A 17,926-nucleotide genomic window follows, 5' to 3' on the forward strand; every position below is an offset into this window, starting at 1 on the left:
CTTCCGGCATGGCCAGTCCGGCTACGCAAGGTCGGGCGCCGATGGTAAGGTAGGCGGCTGACAACAGCGCCCTGGGACATGCCCATGTCATCGCCATCCGGACCCACGACAGGCCGACGCGTGCTGCTCGGCATCAGCGCCGGCATCGCCGCCTACAAGAGCGCCCTGCTCGCCCGCCTGCTCAAGCAGGCGGGCTGTGAAGTGCGGGTCGTCATGACCCAGGGCGCCCAGGCCTTCATTACCCCGCTGACACTGCAGGCACTGACCGGCGAGACGGTGCGCACCTCGCTGCTCGACCCCGAGGCCGAGGCCGGCATGGGGCACATCGAGCTGGCCCGCTGGGCCGACACCATCCTGATCGCCCCCGCCACCGCCGACCTGATGGCGCGGCTGGCCGTCGGCATGGCCGACGACCTGCTCACCACCCTGTGCCTGGCCAGCGACGCCGAGAAGGTGATGGCCCCGGCCATGAACCAGGCGATGTGGGCCCACCCCGCCACCCGGCGCAACGCCGCCCGGCTCGCCGAGGACGGCTGGCGCCTGCTGGGGCCGGACAGCGGCGACCAGGCCTGTGGCGATGTCGGTCCCGGGCGCATGCTGGAGCCCGAGGCGATACTCGAGGCCCTGCGGGTGGCAGAGGGAGCCGCGAACACCGGCAAGGGTCCCGCCTCGGGGCTGACCATTACCATCACCGCTGGCCCCACCCGGGAGCCGCTGGATCCGGTGCGCTACCTTTCCAACCACAGCTCCGGCAAGATGGGCTACGCCCTGGCCGAGGCCGCCGCGGCGCTGGGCGCCCGGGTCAAGCTGATCAGTGGCCCGGTGGCCCTGGCCTGCCCGGCCGGCGTGGAGTGTCTCGAGGTGGAGACGGCCCGCGAGATGCACGCCGCCGCCCAGCGACTGGCACCCGAGAGCGACCTTTTCATCGGCTGTGCCGCGGTGGCCGACTACCGCGCCGAAACGGCCGCGGAGCACAAGATCAAGAAGGTGGAAGGCGAGGACGCCCTGACCCTGCGCCTGGTCAAGAACCCCGACATCATCGCCGCGGTGGCCGCCCTGCCCGAGGCCAGCCGACCGCTGGTGGTAGGCTTCGCCGCCGAGACCCGAGACGTGGAGCGCTACGCCCGGGACAAGCTCGCCCGCAAGGGGCTCGACATGATCATCGCCAACGACGTCTCCCGGGAAGGACTCGGCTTCGGCAGCGACCATAACGCCGCCCTGATGCTGTGGCGTGGCACTGCGGGTGAGGAGCAGGAGCACCTTGCGCCCCAGCCGAAGCGCGAGATGGCCCGGGCGGTGATGGGCCGTGCCCTGGCCTGCCTCGCCGCACGCACCACCCGCTGAGTCCAGCGCCAGCAAACTCCGACGAACAACCAGGAACCGCCGATGCCCCGAACCGATGCCAAGCCGCGCCTGGCCGTGAAGCTTCTCGACGAGCGCCTGCGCGACCACCTGCCCCACTATGCTACCCAGGGCTCCGCCGGCATGGACCTGCGCGCCCTGCTCGATGCGCCCCTGACCCTGGCGCCCGGCCAGTGCGAGCTGGTGCGTACGGGCCTGGCCATCCATATCGCCGACCCGGGCCTGGCTGGCATGATCCTGCCCCGCTCGGGCCTGGGCCACAAGCATGGCATCGTGCTCGGCAACCTCGTGGGGCTGATCGATTCGGACTACCAGGGCGAGCTGATGATCTCGGTCTGGAACCGCGGTGCGGCCGACTTCACTCTCGAGCCCTTCGAGCGCCTGGCCCAGTACGTGCTTGTCCCCGTGGTGCAGGCCGAACTCGAGGTGGTCGATGACTTCGACACCACCCCGCGTGGCAGCGGCGGCTTCGGCAGTTCGGGCCGTCACTGATACCGGACCATGCGCTGCGACCAACAGGAAAAGGACACCCATGACAGCCGACACCCAGACCGTTCCCGCCTCCATCTTCCGCGCCTACGATATCCGCGGCATCGTCGATGACACCCTTACCGAGGACAGCGTCGAGCTGATCGGCCGTGCCATCGGCAGCGAGGCCGCCGCCCGGGGCGAATCAACCGTGGTGGTGGCCCGTGACGGTCGACTCTCCGGCGAACGTCTCAAGGACGCCCTGATGCGCGGGCTGACCGCCGCCGGCCGCGACGTCATCGATGTCGGCATGGTGCCCACCCCGGTGCTCTACTTTGCCACCCATGCGCTGGACGGCACCGCCTCGGGGGTGATGGTCACAGGCAGCCATAACCCGCCGGATTACAACGGCTTCAAGATCGTGCTCGGCGGCGAGACCCTCTCCGGCGAGGCGATCACCGCCCTGCACACCCGTATCGTCGAGGGCGACCTGAGCACAGGCCAGGGCAGCGTGCGCGAGGTAGACGTGCGCGACGCCTATCTGGCGCGCATCCTGGCCGACGTGCGCCTGGCCCGCCCGCTGAAGGCGGTGGTGGACTGCGGCAATGGCGTGGCCGGCGAGCTCGGCCCCAAACTGGTGGAGAAGCTCGGCGTCGAGACGCTGCCGCTGTTCGCCGAGATCGACGGCACCTTCCCCAACCACCACCCGGACCCGGGCAAGCCCGAGAACCTGCAGGACCTGATCCGCGTAGTGCAGGAGAGCGGCGCCGATATCGGCCTGGCCTTCGACGGTGATGGCGACCGCCTCGGCGTGATCACCCCCTCCGGCCGCCTGATCTATCCCGACCACCTGATGATGGCCTTCGCCGAGGACATGCTGGAGCGCAACCCGGGAGCCAAGGTGATCTTCGACGTCAAGTGCACCGGCAACCTGGCCCGAGTGATCGATGAGGCCGGCGGCGAGCCCGAGATGTGGCGCACCGGCCACTCGCTGATCAAGGCGCGCATGAAGGAGACCGGAGCCCTGCTGGCCGGCGAGATGAGCGGGCATATCTTCTTCAAGGAGCGCTGGTACGGCTTCGACGATGGCCTCTACGGCGCCGCCCGCCTGCTGGAGATCCTCTCCCGCCAGGAGCTGGATGCCGACGCCTTCTTCGACCGTTACCCCCAGGACAAGGGCACCCCGGAGATCAACATCACCGTCACCGACGAGACCAAGTTCGACCTGGTGGCACGCCTGGCCCGCGAGGGCGACTTCGGCGAGGAGGGGGTCAAGACCACCCTCGACGGCATCCGTGTCGACTACCCCGACGGCTGGGGCCTGTGCCGCGCCTCCAACACCACCCCGGTGCTGGTACTGCGCTTCGAGGGTAAGGACGAGGCGGCACTCGAGCGCATCAAGGCGCGCTTCGCCGACGCCCTGAAAGCAGTGGCACCCGAACTGGAAGTGGCGCTGTAGGCGCACGCTACCCTATGGCTGACCCGCCGCATCAGCGGCGGGTCTCGAGCATGACAAGGGAACCCGAAATGACCGAACAAACCCGCGACCCGCGCCTGGTGGTGGAGGTGCTCTCCGAGGCGCTGCCCTATATCCAGCGCTTCTCCGGCAAGACCGTGGTGGTGAAGTACGGCGGCAACGCCATGACCGAGGACACCCTGATCGATTCCTTCGCCCGCGACATGGTGCTGATGAAGGAGGTCGGCATCAATCCGGTGGTGGTCCACGGCGGCGGTCCGCAGATCGGCGAGCTGCTCAAGAAGCTCAACATCGAGTCACGCTTCGTCAATGGCATGCGGGTCACCGATGCCGAGACCATGGACGTGGTGGAGATGGTGCTGGGCGGCCTGGTCAACAAGGGCATCGTCAACCTGATCAACCAGTGCGGCGGCAAGGCGATCGGCCTCACCGGCAAGGACGGCGCCCAGATACGTGCCCGCCAGCTCAAGGTGGAGCACCAGAGCCCGGAAATGACCGTCCCCGAGATCATCGACATCGGCCATGTCGGCGAGGTGGAGCATATCTCCACCGACCTGATCGAGATGCTCGCCGAGCGCGACTTCATCCCGGTGATCGCCCCCATCGGGGTAGACGCCGAGGGCCACAGCTACAACATCAACGCCGACCTGGTGGCCGGCAAGGTGGCCGAGGCGCTCGGTGCCGAGAAGCTGATGCTGCTGACCAACGTGGCCGGCCTGATGGATGGCTCCGGCGAGGTGGTGACCGGCCTGACGACAGCCCAGGTGGATGCGCTGATCAGTGACGGCACCATCCACGGCGGCATGCTGCCCAAGATCCGTTGTGCCCTGGAGGCAGTGAAGGGCGGCGTCGCGAGCGCCCATATCATCGACGGCCGGGTGCCCCACGCCACCCTGCTGGAGATCTTTACCAACGCCGGGGTCGGCACCCTGATCACCGACGAAAGCTGACCAAACCATGACGCAGGCAACTCCCACCCCCAGTCGCCGCGAGCAGATCCTGCAGGCACTGGCCTTGATGCTGGAAGAGGATAGCGGCAAGCGCATCACCGTGGCCGCCCTGGCGAAGCAGGTCGGCGTCACCGAAGCCGCGCTCTATCGCCACTTCCCCAGCAAGGCACGCATGTTCGAGAGCCTCATCGAGTTCATCGAGGAGACCCTGTTCGCCCGTATCGGGCGCATCCTGGAAGAGGAGCACGAGGCACTGCCGCGCTGCGCGGCGCTGCTGGCCCTGCTGCTGGGCTTCGCCGAGAAGAACCCCGGCCTCTCACGACTGCTCGATGGCGGCGTGCTCACCGGCGAGACGGCGCGCCTGCGAACCCGCATCCACCAGTTGTTCGAGCGGCTCGAGACCCAGCTCAAGCAGGTCCTGCGCGAGGCCGAGCTGCGCGAGGGGCGTCGCCCCAGCCTGCCCGCCTCCGCCGCCGCCAACCTGCTGCTGGCCACCGCCGAAGGGCGCATCAGCCAGTACGTGAGGAGCGACTTCCGCCGCCGCCCCACCGAGCACTGGGAGGACCAGTGGGGGCTGCTCTCGGCGCAGCTGCTCCGGGAGGCGCCGCAGACGGCCTGACAGGAGCAAGGAGCAAGGAGCAAGGAGCAAGGAGCAAGGAGCAAGGAGCAAGGAGCAAGGAGCAAGTCAGGCTGGCCTGAACCAGAAGGAGCAAGCCAAGGGATTCCCTTGCAGCTTGCTCCTCGATACTTCATGGCGAGCTCAGCCGCCCACGCCAGACACCAGGCGCCCTGCCGTGGGTCATGCCACCAGGGCGTCGCCGATCTGCTGCTTGATCTTCTTCATGGCGTTCTTCTCGAGCTGGCGGATGCGCTCGGCGGAGACACCGTAGACATCGGCCAGGTCGTGCAGGGTCGCCTTGGGCTCGCTGAGCCAACGACGCTGCAGGATATCCCGGGAGCGCTCGTCCAAGGCCTCCATGGCCTGCTGCAGGCGGCGCGTGGAGTCACCCTCCCAGTCGCTCGCCTCGAGCTGGGTCGCCGGATCGGCGGAGGCGTCGTCCAGATAGTGCACCGGCGCCTGCCAGCTGCTCTCGTCATCCTCGCCGGGAGCCGCATCGAAGCCGGCATCGTGGGAGGAGAGCCGACCTTCCATCTCGCGCACCACCTCGGGCTTGACGTCGAGGTCCTTGGCGATCGCCTCGACCTCGTCGCTGTTGAGCCAGGCCAGGCGCTTCTTGGCGCTGCGCAGGTTGAAGAACAGCTTGCGCTGGGCCTTGGTGGTGGCGATCTTCACGATACGCCAGTTGCGCAGCACGAACTCGTGGATCTCGGCCTTGATCCAGTGCACGGCAAAGGAGACCAGTCGCACGCCCTGATTGGGATCGAAACGCTTGACCGCCTTCATCAGGCCGACGTTGCCCTCCTGGATCAGGTCCGCCTGAGGCAGGCCATAGCCGGAGTAGCTGCGGGCAATATGCACGACGAAGCGCAGGTGCGACAGCACCAGGCGGCGTGCCGCCTCCAGATCGCCCTCATCATGCAGTCGGAAGGCCAGCTCACGCTCCTCGTCGGAGGTAAGCATGGGAATGCCATTCACTGCCCGGATATACCCGTTGAGGTCGTGCCCCGGGGAGAGTTGGCCCACCGGAAGAAGACTGTTGCTCATGTGCAGGATGTCTCCTCAATTCAATCAGCCCATGTGTGTCTTGGCGTGCGGCTCTTCAGACGCCAGGAACATCGAAAAGTTCCGCGAGGCCCGTGGCCTTGGAGCCATCGACGCGCTGGCCTGGCCTCAGCGCGGCTTCACCTCCGCGAGGTGGCGACTGACCGCGATCCAGGCACCTAACCAGCCCAATAGTATACTACAGCCGACCAGGGTGGCGGAACCGCCCGCCCCCAGCCGGGGCAGGCTGAAACTGGCACCGTAGCTGGCCGCAAGCGCCGAGACCGGTGCCGCCAGCCACTCCCCGCCCAGGGTCAGCAGCGCCCAGGCCAGCAGGCCGCCGCCCAGGCCATACCAGGCGCCGCTGTAGAGGAAGGGGCGGCGCACGAAGCCATGCGTGGCGCCGATCAGGGTGATCACCTCGATCTCCTTGCGGCGACTCTCCACCGCCAGGCGGATGGTATTGCCCACCACCAGCAGCACTCCCCCACCGAACAGCACCGCCAGCGCCAGCGCCACGCGCTGCCCCAGTTCGGCCAGGCTGCGCAGGCGTTCGATCCAGGCCATGTCCAGGCGCACCTCCTCCACTCCGGACAGCGCCCCCAGCGTCTCGGCCAGCTCCCGCACTGCATCCGGTGCCGGAGCCTCGGGGGTCACCACCACGCTGGCCGGCAGAGGGTTGTCGTCGAGGCGCGCCAGGGCGTCCGTGAGCCCCAGCGCCTGCTGAAACTCCGCCATGCCCTCGGCGGCGGTGATCAGCCGGGTGCGGGCTACGCCGGGCTGGGCCCCCAGGGCCTCCTCGATGCGTCCCGCCTCGCCATCATCGACCCCCGGGGCGAGGTAGGCGGTGAGGGTCGCGCTCTCGGTGAGCTCGGCGTCGAGCAGCCGTGCGCTGTCCAGGGTCAGCCACAGCGCCGCCGGCAGCACCAGGGCGATGGCGATGGCGAGCATGGTCACCAGGCTGCCGATGGGCGTCCGCAGCAGCCGCCGGGCACTGTCCAGGGCCATGGCCCGATGGTGGCGCAGCCAGCCGCGGAAGCGGCTCGATGAACGCGTACGGTGAGTGCGAGCGCCGCGAGGGGGCGGAGCGGGAGAACGGCTCATGCGGCCTCCTGGTCACCCACCAGGCGACCCTCGCGCAGGCGCAGTGTGCGATGGTGGAGTCGGGCGATCAGCGCCAGGTCGTGGCTGGCGATCATCACCGTGGTGCCGATGCGGTTGAAGTCCTCGAACAGCGCCATGATATCGGCGGAGAGCTGGGGGTCGAGGTTGCCGGTGGGCTCGTCGGCCAGCAGCAGGGCCGGCTTGTTGACCACCGCCCGGGCGATCCCGACGCGCTGCTGCTCGCCGCCGGAAAGCTCGATGGGCAACGCCTTCTCGCGGTGCAGCAACCCTACCTTGTCGAGTGCCGCCCGCACCCGACGCGCCGCCTCGCGGGGCTCGACGCCCTGGATCGCCAGGGGCAGCGCCACGTTGTGGAAGATCGAGCGGTCGTAGAGCAGCTGGTGATCCTGGAAGACTACGCCGATCTGGCGACGATAGAAGGGCACCTGGCTGGGGTGGAGCCGGTCGATATCGTGGCCGGCGACCAGGATTCGCCCCCGGGAGGGGCGCTCCAGGCGCATGATCAGGCGCAGCAGTGAGCTCTTGCCGGCACCGGAGTGGCCGGTCAGGAACAGCATCTCGCCACGCCGCACGCGGAAATCGAGGTTGGCGAGGGCATCGAAGCGCCCGCCATAGCGCTTGCCGACGTGCTCGAAGACGATCATCCTTGGGCGTCGTCCCTCTCGCGGTCGAACAGGGCATCGACGAACTCGCCGGCCACGAAGGGCCGCAGGTCGTCCAGAGACTCGCCGACCCCGATGAAGCGGATCGGAATACCCAGCTGCTTGGCCAGGGCGAAGATGATTCCGCCCTTGGCGGTGCCGTCGAGCTTGGTCAGCGTGACCCCGGTGATGGGCACCGCCTCGTGGAAGGTGCTGGCCTGGGAGAGGGCGTTCTGACCGGTGCCGGCGTCGAGCACCAGCATCACCTCGTGGGGCGCGCTGGCATCTAGCTTGCCCATCACCCGATGGACCTTCTTGAGCTCCTCCATCAGGTGAGCCTTGTTGTGCAGGCGCCCGGCGGTATCGGCGATCAGCACATCGACACCGCGGGCCTTGGCGGCCGCCACGGCGTCATAGACCACCGAGGCGCTGTCGGCGCCGGTGTGCTGGGCGATCACGGGTACCTTGTTGCGCTCGCCCCACACCTTGAGCTGCTCCACCGCGGCGGCTCGGAAGGTGTCGCCGGCGGCCAGCATCACGCTGCGCCCCTCGCGCTGGAAGCGCTGGGTCAGCTTGCCGATGGTGGTGGTCTTGCCCACGCCGTTGACGCCAACCACCAGGATGACGAAGGGCCCCTCCCCCTTGGGCGGCAGCACCAGGGGATGGCTCACCGGCTCGAGCATGATGGCCAGCTCCTCCTGCAGGGCGCGGTAAAGTGCATCGCTATCCTTGAGCTCCTTGCGCGAGACCCGCTCGGTCAGGCGATCGATGATCTCGGTGGTGGCCTCGATGCCCACGTCCGCCATCAGCAGCTGGGTCTCGAGGTCCTCCATCAGGTCGTCATCGATCTGCTTCCGGCCCAGGAACAGGTCGGCCAGGCCGTCGGTCAGGTTGGCGCGGGTCTTGCCGAGGCCCGAGCGGATGCGAGCGAACCAGCCCTTCTTCTCGCCGGCGACCGGCTTCTCCTGCAGCGCGGTCCGGGGCGGCTCGGGCTCGGGCTCGGGCTCGGGCTCGGGCTCGGGCTCGGGCTCGGGCTCGGGCTCGGGCTCGGGCTCGGGCTCGGGCTCGGGCTCGGGCTCGACAGCAGCCTGCTGCTCAGGGACATCGGGGGCAACGCCTGCTGCCTGGTCGCCCCCTGCATCAGGTGCCACATCGACCTCGGACTCCGGCTGACGCGCCGCAGCGCCGTCCTCCGCGACGCCCTTGTCGAGAGGCTCCTCGGCCGTCTCGGCGTGCGGTGGCTCGGCCCGGCCCTCGGGCTCACCGTCACGCTCCCCCTCGGCGGAGCCTTCACCCTCATCGGCAGGCGGGGCGGTCTCGTCCTGGAGGTCATGCTCCTCCCGGGTCGCCTCTTGCTCCTGCTTCTTCTTGCGCTTGAAAAAACCGAACATGGACAGAATCAGCCTCGCGGATGAACGAATCGCCACATCCTACCACTGCCCACCATGACTGTGGACAAGCCGCCCGTTACAATCCTCGCCATGACTCGACGCCACCCACGCTCACGCCGTTCAGGCAAGCCCGCCACCGCCCGCCAGCACGGCGGCAAGGACACCGGCCACCGGAGTGCCGGCCGCCTGCGCATCATCGGCGGCGACTACCGCCGCCGACTGCTGCCGGTACTCGACAGCCCCGGGCTGCGGCCCACGCCCGACCGGGTCCGCGAGACCCTGTTCAACTGGCTGGCAGCGACCCTGCCCGGCGCCCGGGTTCTGGACCTCTTCGCCGGCACCGGCTCCCTCGGCCTGGAAGCCCTCTCGCGAGGCGCCCGGGAAGCCACCTTCGTGGAGCGCGATGCCCGGGTCGCCGACCAGCTCACCGCGAACCTCGCCACCCTGGGGGCAGCGCCGCGCGGGCGGGTCGTCAACGCCGATGTTGCCACCTTCCTGGCCGGCACGCCCTGCCCCGCCAGCCTGGTCTTCCTCGACCCGCCCTTCCGACAGGGCCTGGCCGAGCCCTGCTGCGCCGCCCTGGAGGCGGGCTGGCTGGCGGACGACGCCTTCATCTACCTGGAGACCGAGGGCGGACTCGACCCGCAGGTCCCCGCCGGCTGGCAGCTGCACCGCGAGGTGCAGGCCGGCGACAGCCATGGCCGGCTCTACCGCCGTCAGGCCGGAGTGATGTCGCCGCCCGACGACGCTTGCTGAGCCAGTAGCTCGGCGTTACGCTGCTGGGCTGGAACGCCCGCCACGGCCCCCGGCTCGGCCGCAAGGACCACCCGGAACGACACCTCAGGAGAACAGGATGAGCATCGAACTCTTCAACCGGCTCGAACAGAAGGTCACCAGTGCCGTGGAGGCTCTGGAGCTGCTGAAGATGGAAGCCGAAGAGCTGCGCGAGGAAAACAGCCGCCTGAAGCAGGAGCGCGAGGAGTGGGAGCGCCGCCTGACCGCCGTGCTGGGCAAGCTGGACGAGCTGGATGGCGACAGCCAGGGCTGAGCCGCCGAGCGGACTCACCCCAGCGCCAGCGACATCAGCAGCGCATCTTCCCTGACCGCCCCGGCCTGCCGGGGCGGTGGCGTGTCCGGGGCATGCAACGCGGACGAGTCACGACTCGGCAGGGGCGGATAGTAGCCGCGACGAATGCCATCCTCGCGAAAGCCCGCCGCACGATAGAGCGCTATGGCCGGGGCATTGCCCGCCCGCACCTCCAGCAGCAGCCGCTCACTGCCCCAGTCACGGGCCTGGTCGGCCACCACGGAGAGTAGCTGCCGGGCGAGCCCCTGGCCCCGCAACGCCTCGTCCACCAGGATCGCCTGCAGCTCCGCCTCGAAGGGCAGCCGGGCCACGGCGGCATAGCCCAGCAGTTCATCACCCATCGGGGCATCGCCGGCCATCAAGCCGTAGACAGCCGTGGCGGGGTCGGCCAGGGCTGTCTTCCACTGCGCCTCGGAGCCGCCCACAGGCCAGCCATGAGCCGCCTCCAGCGCCGCCACCGCCGGGAGGTCGGCCTCCGTCAGGCGCACCAGCATCGGCTTCTTCCCGCGCTTGCTAGCGTTCATCCGGCACTTCCCCTGCCGCGTCTCGCCACGCCTCGCCCAGCTCCAGCAGCTGCGGCAGCAGCGCGCGCTTGGCATCGGCATTGGTGGAGAGCTCGCTCAGTGACGGCGCCTGCCAGGCTGGCAGGTCGAACAGCGGGCAGTGCCCCGCCTCGAACGACAGCACCCGGCCCAGGATGTCATCCTGGCCGAACATCAGCAGCCGGCGTGGCGCCCAGCCGCGCCGGCTGGCTCCCGCAATGAAGGCCTTCAGGCCCTCGCGGGCCTCCTCCAGCGGCTCATGCACCGGCAGCCCCTCCTGCAGCGGCCAGCGAAAGTCCTGGAAGACCGGCAGCGGCGAATCGATACCCGCGGCCCGCAGCAGGTTGGCGAGCAGCATCAGCTGGGGACGCCCCGGCGCCTGTTCGCCCGGCAGCACCAGCAGCCAGCGCCCTTCCAGGCAGGCGACCTGGAAGGCGAAGCGCAGCGCCTCTCCCGGCGCCTGCGCGGCAGGTCCTGCCGTCTCGGCCCCGCTGTCGGGTTCTGGCGAAGTCGGGATATCCCCCAGCAGGGCCGCTCGCGCCTTGCCCGGTCGCGGCGGGCGCACGGCACGCTCCTGGGCGGGGGCCTCCGGCCGGGGGGCAGCAGGCTGCTCCCGCGCTTCCTCGAGAAGGGCATGCAGGCGCTCGCCGTGATCGGCCTCGGGGGCGGCTTCGGGCAGCTCCCAGTCGCAGGCCGGGGTGCTGCGTGCGTTGGGCAGCACATAGCGTGATACCCAGGCGGTCAGACCCATCGCCTCCAGGTACTGGAGGCGCTGCGGTTCGCTGGTCACCGCCCGCCGCCCTGGCAGTCGGGGGAGTCGGGGCGCGCCTGGCCGCTGGCCTCCCACTCCTGCGGCGTGTAGAGGTGCAGGGCCAGGGCATGCACCGGGCCAGCCAGCTCGTCGGCCAGCAGGGAGTAGAGCTGCTGGTGACGCTTGACCGGCATCAGCCCCGCGAAGCGCTCGCTGACCAGGGTGACCTTGAAGTGGGTCTCGGAGTTGGGCGGCACGGCGTGCCGATGGCTCTCGTTCTCCACCTGCAGAAAGGCGGGCTCGAGGGCCTTGAGCTTCTCTTCGATGCTTGACTGGATGCTCATGGCGGCTTCCCGAAGTGGTGAAGTGAAGGCCCCATTGTACTCGCTATCGGCGGCGCGAACGATGCGCCTGGGTCGCGCGCGCTCGTCGCTACTCGCCCCGGGCGGCGGCAAGCGGGACCCGCAGCAGGCTGAACAGCAAGGCGATCAGGGTGGTCAGCGCGCCCAGCCACAGCGTCGCCTGCACCGCCACGCCGGCGGCCAGGAAGGCACCCACCAGGGCCACCCCCAGCGACTGCCCCACGGTGCGCGAGGTGCTCATGGCCCCGGAGGCATTGGCACTGCGCGCGGCGGGCACGCTGCCGATGAGTTCGCGGTTGTTGGGCGGCTGGAAGAGCCCGAAGCCCAGCCCGCACAGCGCCATGCGCCACAACACCTCGACCACCCCGGCCTCGGCATCTAGCCGGGCCAGCGCGGCGAGGCCGACCATCAGCAGGGTCAGGCCCAGCGAGGCCAGCAGGGTCGGGTTCACCCGGTCGGCCAGCCGGCCCGCCAGCGGCCCCACCAGCATGATCGCCAGCGGCCAGGGAGTGAACAGCCAGGCGGTCTCCAGCGGCGTGAAGCCCATCTGCTGCTGGAACAGGAAGGAGAGTGCCACGAAGGCGAGCCCCTGGCCCACGAAGGCGCTGCCCTGGGCGGCCAGCGCCAGGCTGAAGCGCCGCTCGGCGAAGATCGCCAGCGGCAGCAGCGGATGGGTGGCACGCCGCTGGCGACGCAGGAACAGCAGCGCCGCGACCAGGCTGCTGCCCAGCCACGCCACCAGCGCCCAGACCGGCATGCCATGCCCGAGGCCATCCATGGCGACGAAGAAGCCGCCGAGCATGGCCACCGAGAGCAGCGCCCCCTGCCAGTCGAAGCCGCCGGGGCGTGCCGACTCGCGGGGCAACGCCCGCCAGGCCAGCACCACCGCCACCGCGCCCAGCGGCAGATGCAGCGCGAACAGCCAGGGCCAGTCGGCCACCGAGAGCAGCAGCCCGCCGATGGCCGGACCGGCGGCATAGCCGCCCGCCACCACCATGGCGGAGAGCCCCAGGGCACTGCCCAGCAGCCGCGTGGGAAAGATCTGCCGGTAGATCGAGGGACCGATGGAGAGGGTTGCCGCCGCCCCCAGCCCCTGCAAGGCACGGAACAGCAGCAGCGATTCGAGGCTGGTCGAGAGCGCACTGCCCAGCGCCGCCAGGGCGAAGACCGCGACGCCGGCCACGTAGAGTCGACGCCGGCTGAGCAGCTCACTGAGAGCGGCGAATACCAGCAGGAAGGCGGCACAGCTGACCTGGAAGAGGTTGGTGACCCACACCACCCGGGAGGCGGAGACCTCGAGGCTCCTGGCGATAGAGGGCAGCGCGATATTGACCATGGTGGTGTCCACCACCGCCATCAGGGTACCCAGGATCAGCGCCAGCACGGCCAGGCGCCGTTCGGGTCCCGGCAGGCCATCGTCGCCGGGGCGCGTCTCGAAGAGTCGGCTCATTCCATGTTCCGTCGGGGTCCGTCAAAAAAGAAACCGGCCGAAGCCGGTTTCTCCTGGATACTGCGAGTCGACCGTCAGTCCTGATCGGTCTCCAGCAGCAGGCTGTCATCGATCTCGGAGATCTCCAGCGCCGCCTCGTTGTCGAGGTCGATGGCCAGATAGCTGTGCTCGAGCTGCAGGAAGCGCTGGAACAGCGACCAGTCGATGGTCTCGGGCCACTGCCGCTCGTCCTCTTCCCAGGCGCGCAGCTCGGTCTCGAGGATCTCGAGATAGCGCTCGCGCACGAAGCCCTGCAGGGCCTCCGGGGTGTCCATCTCGGGAATCAGGTAGACGGTGCTCTCGCGCTCGACGTCGGCCAGCGTCAGGTCATCGTCGCCGAGGGTGGGCTCGAGCCCGTTGATCCAGTCCACGAAGTGCTGGGTCGGGCGGACGCTCAGGGCAGAGCGATTGAGCAGTTTCATGGTGGTCTCCTCGACGTCGAAACGACCGCCATTATGGGCGCTGTCTGCAGTGTTTACCAATGCTTCCCTCTTACAGACCAGGACAGCCGCTGTTGCCCATGCGCGAGGGAGCGCCGGGGGTAGGCCGAAGAGGAGGTCCTACGCCAGGGATGGCGTCGGTAGCGCCCAGGGAGGGGTTCACAGCGCCTCCTCGGAGGCCTACCCCCGGATCAGCCCCGAGCTCTTCCGCCATCGACGCAAATGTCAGTCCACCTCAGGCCGCATGGCCGGGAACAGCAGGACATCGCGGATCGAGGCGCTGTCGGTGAGCAGCATCACCAGGCGATCGATACCAATGCCCTCGCCGGCGGTGGGCGGCAGGCCATACTCGAGCGCGCGCACGTAGTCGGCATCGTAGTACATCGCCTCGTCGTCGCCGGCCTCCTTCTCCGCCACCTGTTCGCGGAAGCGCTCGGCCTGATCCTCGGCGTCGTTGAGCTCCGAGAAGCCGTTGGCGATCTCGCGGCCGCCGACGAAGAACTCGAATCGCTCGGTGACGAAAGGATTGGCGTCCTTGCGGCGCGCCAGCGGGCTGACCTCGGTGGGGTACTCGGTGATGAAGGTGGGCTGCTGCAGGCGATGTTCCACGGTCTTCTCGAAGATCTCGATCTGGATCTTGCCCAGTCCCCAGCCATCCTTGACGTCGATATCCAGACGCTCGGCGATCTGGCGCGCCGCGGCCTCATCGGCCAGCGCATCGGCATGGATCTCGGGGTTATATTCGAGAATCGAGTCGAACACGGTCAGACGGCGCAGCGGCTGGCCGAAGTCGTACTCGAAATGCTCCAGCACCTCGCCGTCGCGGTTGCGCACGGTATTGACCACGGTGGTGGTGCCCAGCACCTCGCGAGTCAGGGTGCGCAGCATCTCCTCGGTGAGGTCCATCAGGTCATGGTAGTCCGCGTAGGCCTGATAGAACTCGATCATGGTGAACTCGGGGTTGTGACGCGTGGAGAGCCCCTCGTTGCGGAAATTGCGGTTGATCTCGAAAACCTTCTCGAAACCGCCCACCACCAGGCGCTTAAGATAGAGCTCCGGTGCGATGCGCAGGTACATGTCCTGGTCCAGCGCATTGTGGTGGGTGACGAAGGGGCGCGCCGTGGCGCCGCCGGGAATCGCCTGCAGCATGGGGGTCTCCACCTCCATGAAGCCGCGCGCCTCGAAGAAGCGGCGCATGGCGCTGATCACCCCGGCACGGGTCTCGAACACCTGACGCGAGTCGGGGTTCATGATCAGGTCCACATAACGCTGGCGGTAGCGCGCCTCCATGTCGGTGAGGCCGTGGAACTTGTCGGGCAGCGGACGCAGGCTCTTGGTGAGCAGCACCGCCTCCTCCATCATCACGTAGAGGTCGCCCTTGCCCGACTTGTGCACCGGGCCACGCCCCGCGACGATATCACCGATATCCCAGCCCTTGATCTCCTCGAGGGTCTCGGCGGGCAGCCCCTTCTTGTCGACATAGAGCTGGATCTGGCCGCTGACGTCCTGGATGACGATGAAGGGGCCACGCTTGCGCATGATACGCCCGGCCACGCCGGCCTGACGGTTCAACGCCTCGAGCTCGGCCTTGTCCTTGTCGCCCAGGGCTGCGTTGAGCTCGGCGGCATGGCTGTCACGACGGAAGTGGTTGGGAAAGGCGCTCTCGCCTTGCGCGGCGGCCCGCTCGCGGCGCGCCGCCAGCTTCGCGCGACGCTCGGCGATCAGGCGGTTCTCGTCGTTCTGGGGGCTGTCCGGGGTGGGGCTCTCGTTGGCCATTTCGCTACAATCCTTGCTTTAGGCTGGCGACGATAAACTGGTCTAAATCACCATCCAGCACCTTGTCGCAGTTGCTGGTCTGCACGCCGGTGCGCAGATCCTTGATACGCTGGTCATCCAGCACGTAGGAGCGGATCTGGCTGCCCCAGCCGATGTCCGACTTGGAGTCCTCGGCCTCCTGCTTGGCGGCGTTGCGCTTCTCCATCTCGTGCTCCCACAGCCTCGCCTTGAGCTGCTTCATGGCGAAGTCGCGGTTGGCGTGCTGGCTGCGCTGGCTCTGGCAAGCCACCACGATACCGGTGGGCTCGTGGGTGATGCGTACCGCCGAGTCGGTGGTGTTGACGTGCTGGCCGCCGGCACCACTGGAGCGATAGGTATCGACCCGCAGGTCCGAGGGATTGATCTCCACCTCGAAGCTGTCGTCGATCTCCGGTGACAGGAACACCGAGGCGAACGAGGTATGGCGGCGGCCACCGGAGTCGAAGGGACTCTTGCGCACCAGGCGGTGCACGCCGGTCTCGGTGCGCAGCCAGCCGAAGGCGTGGTCGCCCTGGATATGCAGGGAGGCCGACTTGATGCCCGCCACCTCGCCGGCGGAGAGCTCGGTGATCTCCGCCTTGAAGCCGTGATGCTCGGCCCAGCGCAGGTACATGCGCAGCAGCATGTTGGCCCAGTCCTGGGCCTCGGTGCCGCCGGAGCCCGCCTGGATGTCGAGGTAGGCGTTGTTCTCGTCCATCTCGCCGGAGAACATGCGCCGGAACTCGAGCTTCTCGAGGCTCGCCCTGAAGCCCTCCAGTTCCTTCTCCACCTCAGCGACGGTGCCCTCGTCCTCCTCCATCTCGGCCAGCTCCAGCAGGTCGCGGCTGTCGCCGAGGCCCTGGTCCAGCTCGTCGATGGTGGCGACGATAAGCTCCAGGGAGGCCCGCTCCTTGCCCAGCTTCTGGGCATAGTCCGGATCATTCCAGACGTTGGGGTCCTCGAGCTCGCGGGTGACTTCCTCTAGCCGATCCTTCTTCTCGGCATAGTCAAAGATACCCCCTCAGGACATCTGTCCGCTCAGACAGGTCCTTGATGAGGTTGTGAATCGGGTTGGTTTCCAGCATGGGGCGTCTCGCCTGAATCTGCGGTGGACGTACGGCCGCCGCGGCACCGGCGAGAGGCCGGCGCCGCGGCGGCACGGAAAAGACATCCATTGTAGCGAAAGCCGCGCCGAGTCGCATCCACTCGCCGCGCCCTCCCGGCCCCTAACGCAGGGAACCCGGCCGAAGCCGGGTTCCCTGGATACGCCGTGCTGGCTGACGCCTAGAAGCGGTAGGTCAGCTGGGCGCCGAAGCCGTGGGCCTCGTTCTTGTAGTCGGCAGAGTAGGTGGCACCGCCAACCGGGACACCACCTGTTGCCGCACTCGCCAGCAGATCAGCACGTTCCTGCTCTACATGAGTGCCACGCTCTGTGAGGTAGGAATAGGCGAAGTCCAGCGTCAGGTTGTCAGTAGGTGTCCAACCAGCACCCAATGAAAAGATACGGCGGTCATCAGACGGGATACGCACGCTGCGATACTCGTCGTTGGTCGGCGAGTTATCGATGGAGAGACCCGCACGAAGTGCCAACTGGTGATTGAGCTGATATTCGCCACCGACGGCGAATGCCCAGGCATTCGAGTAGTTCTGTGTCTCCTTTGTGATCTGCTCACCCTGATTATTGACCACCAGAATCTGGTCGAACTGGCTCCAACGTGTCCAGGAGGCACCAAACATCAGCTTGAGGCGGTCTGTCATCTGCTGAGTAATGGAGAAGTTGGCGGTTTCCGGCGTAGTCAGATCAAGGTTGGCATCATCGGCGCGAACCACATTCCCCATCGGATCATAGGCACGAAAATCACCGGTCAGAGTGTAATCCACCTTGGAGCGATAGGTGAGGCCCAACGTGGTCTCCGGAACCGGTTGATAGATCACCCCGAGGTTATAACCCCAGCCGTCATCGTCGCCATCGACACGTGAGTCAATATCGCCGGCAGGATCATAAGCGGCACTGCTCGGCAGTTGACGGCGAAGTTCGCCCTCCACCTGGTTGTAGGTAATGCCAGCACCGACCGACCACTTGTCATTGAAGCGATAGGATACCGTCGGCTGTGCGCTGATTACCGTCACTTCGGTGTAGTTACCGAAATAGCGGCCCTGAAAGTCATCCTCGTAATCGGTCTTGGAACCAAAAGGCGCATAGACACCGAAGCCAAAGGCCAGCTTTTCATTGACCGGGTGCGCGTAGAAGGCAAAGTAAAGTGGACCCCATCGTCAAGACAGAAAACGTCCCGATTTAAGTTATCGTCTCGGCCTTGGCTGCAGCTGCACAGCGCTGCCCTGTGTCATGGTCCTGAGCGGTGTCACGTTGATGACCAAAGTGA

General features: G+C 67.8%; 18 protein-coding genes and 1 pseudogene. 7 read left to right on the top strand and 12 right to left on the bottom strand.

Annotated elements, in window-relative coordinates:
• Positions 1–78: 78 nt before the first annotated feature.
• The 5 genes from coaBC to slmA all read left to right on the top strand — a co-directional run bounded on the left by coaBC (position 79) and on the right by slmA (position 4,876).
• Positions 79–1,344, top strand: coding sequence for a bifunctional phosphopantothenoylcysteine decarboxylase/phosphopantothenate--cysteine ligase CoaBC (coaBC, locus tag LWH48_RS11820; protein ID WP_442908313.1), 1,266 nt, complete (start codon positions 79–81; stop codon positions 1,342–1,344).
• Positions 1,345–1,386: 42 nt separating this feature from the next.
• Complete coding sequence (gene dut, locus LWH48_RS11825) at positions 1,387–1,854, top strand: dUTP diphosphatase (RefSeq protein WP_232912735.1); 468 nt, start codon at positions 1,387–1,389, stop codon at positions 1,852–1,854.
• Positions 1,855–1,894: 40 nt separating this feature from the next.
• A complete protein-coding gene (locus LWH48_RS11830) occupies positions 1,895–3,289 on the top strand; it encodes a phosphomannomutase/phosphoglucomutase (protein WP_232912736.1) in 1,395 nt (464 codons plus the stop codon).
• 68 nt (positions 3,290–3,357) lie between these two features.
• Positions 3,358–4,257, top strand: a complete 900-nt coding sequence (gene argB, locus LWH48_RS11835; protein WP_232912737.1) for an acetylglutamate kinase — start codon at positions 3,358–3,360, stop codon at positions 4,255–4,257.
• Positions 4,258–4,264: 7 nt separating this feature from the next.
• Positions 4,265–4,876 carry a nucleoid occlusion factor SlmA gene (slmA, locus tag LWH48_RS11840; RefSeq protein WP_232912738.1) on the top strand — a complete coding sequence of 204 codons (612 nt, stop codon included), beginning with the start codon at positions 4,265–4,267 and terminating at the stop codon, positions 4,874–4,876.
• 180 nt (positions 4,877–5,056) lie between these two features.
• On the opposite strand, the gene rpoH is transcribed toward slmA, so the two are convergent.
• The 4 genes from rpoH to ftsY all read right to left on the bottom strand — a co-directional run bounded on the left by rpoH (position 5,057) and on the right by ftsY (position 9,077).
• Entirely contained in the window at positions 5,057–5,923 is an 867-nt protein-coding gene (rpoH, locus tag LWH48_RS11845; protein WP_232912739.1) for an RNA polymerase sigma factor RpoH, read from the bottom strand.
• A 126-nt stretch (positions 5,924–6,049) separates the two neighbouring features.
• Positions 6,050–7,024, bottom strand: a complete 975-nt coding sequence (gene ftsX / locus LWH48_RS11850) for a permease-like cell division protein FtsX (RefSeq protein ID WP_161430025.1) — start codon at positions 7,022–7,024, stop codon at positions 6,050–6,052.
• Positions 7,021–7,689: a cell division ATP-binding protein FtsE gene (gene ftsE, locus LWH48_RS11855; RefSeq protein ID WP_161430024.1), complete on the bottom strand. Its 669-nt coding sequence runs from the start codon at positions 7,687–7,689 to the stop codon at positions 7,021–7,023. The genes ftsX and ftsE overlap by 4 nt, the downstream gene beginning before the upstream one ends.
• The gene (gene ftsY / locus LWH48_RS11860; RefSeq protein WP_232912740.1) at positions 7,686–9,077 is read right to left on the bottom strand and encodes a signal recognition particle-docking protein FtsY; all 1,392 of its coding nucleotides are present in this window, start codon (positions 9,075–9,077) and stop codon (positions 7,686–7,688) included. Before ftsY ends, ftsE begins: the two co-directional genes overlap by 4 nt.
• Positions 9,078–9,167: 90 nt before the next feature.
• Here ftsY and rsmD point away from each other — a divergent pair, with 90 nt between their 5' ends.
• Together rsmD and LWH48_RS11870 are read left to right on the top strand one after the other, a co-directional pair.
• Positions 9,168–9,833 carry a 16S rRNA (guanine(966)-N(2))-methyltransferase RsmD gene (rsmD, locus tag LWH48_RS11865; protein ID WP_232912741.1) on the top strand — a complete coding sequence of 222 codons (666 nt, stop codon included), beginning with the start codon at positions 9,168–9,170 and terminating at the stop codon, positions 9,831–9,833.
• A 97-nt stretch (positions 9,834–9,930) separates the two neighbouring features.
• Complete coding sequence (locus LWH48_RS11870) at positions 9,931–10,125, top strand: cell division protein ZapB (RefSeq protein WP_161430021.1); 195 nt, start codon at positions 9,931–9,933, stop codon at positions 10,123–10,125.
• A gap of 14 nt (positions 10,126–10,139) precedes the next feature.
• Here the strand turns inward: LWH48_RS11870 and LWH48_RS11875 are convergent, their stop codons facing one another.
• The 8 genes and pseudogenes from LWH48_RS11875 to LWH48_RS11910 all read right to left on the bottom strand — a co-directional run.
• The gene (locus LWH48_RS11875) at positions 10,140–10,688 is read right to left on the bottom strand and encodes a GNAT family N-acetyltransferase (protein WP_232912742.1); all 549 of its coding nucleotides are present in this window, start codon (positions 10,686–10,688) and stop codon (positions 10,140–10,142) included.
• The gene (locus LWH48_RS18260; protein ID WP_269816191.1) at positions 10,678–11,496 is read right to left on the bottom strand and encodes a hypothetical protein; all 819 of its coding nucleotides are present in this window, start codon (positions 11,494–11,496) and stop codon (positions 10,678–10,680) included. The genes LWH48_RS11875 and LWH48_RS18260 overlap by 11 nt, the downstream gene beginning before the upstream one ends.
• On the bottom strand, positions 11,493–11,801 hold the full coding sequence (locus LWH48_RS11885; RefSeq protein WP_161430019.1) for a BolA family protein: 309 nt from the start codon (positions 11,799–11,801) through the stop codon (positions 11,493–11,495). Before LWH48_RS11885 ends, LWH48_RS18260 begins: the two co-directional genes overlap by 4 nt.
• Positions 11,802–11,889: 88 nt before the next feature.
• Complete coding sequence (locus tag LWH48_RS11890; RefSeq protein WP_232912743.1) at positions 11,890–13,269, bottom strand: MFS transporter; 1,380 nt, start codon at positions 13,267–13,269, stop codon at positions 11,890–11,892.
• Between the two features lie 74 nt (positions 13,270–13,343).
• Positions 13,344–13,730 carry a hypothetical protein gene (locus LWH48_RS11895; RefSeq protein ID WP_161430017.1) on the bottom strand — a complete coding sequence of 129 codons (387 nt, stop codon included), beginning with the start codon at positions 13,728–13,730 and terminating at the stop codon, positions 13,344–13,346.
• Positions 13,731–13,973: 243 nt separating this feature from the next.
• A complete protein-coding gene (lysS, locus tag LWH48_RS11900) occupies positions 13,974–15,524 on the bottom strand; it encodes a lysine--tRNA ligase (protein ID WP_232912744.1) in 1,551 nt (516 codons plus the stop codon).
• A 4-nt stretch (positions 15,525–15,528) separates the two neighbouring features.
• Positions 15,529–16,627 (bottom strand): peptide chain release factor 2 gene (gene prfB / locus LWH48_RS11905; RefSeq protein ID WP_143004396.1). Its coding sequence is split into 2 segments (ribosomal slippage): positions 15,529–16,551 and positions 16,553–16,627, totalling 1,098 coding nucleotides; the frame shifts between segments, so codons are not numbered across the junction.
• Positions 16,628–16,826: 199 nt separating this feature from the next.
• A pseudogene (locus tag LWH48_RS11910) lies at positions 16,827–17,798 on the bottom strand (OmpP1/FadL family transporter); the annotation flags it as partial.
• Positions 17,799–17,926: the final 128 nt, after the last annotated feature.

This window comes from Halomonas sp. G15, assembly GCF_021282295.1.
In the GTDB taxonomy this organism is placed as follows: domain Bacteria; phylum Pseudomonadota; class Gammaproteobacteria; order Pseudomonadales; family Halomonadaceae; genus Halomonas; species Halomonas alimentaria.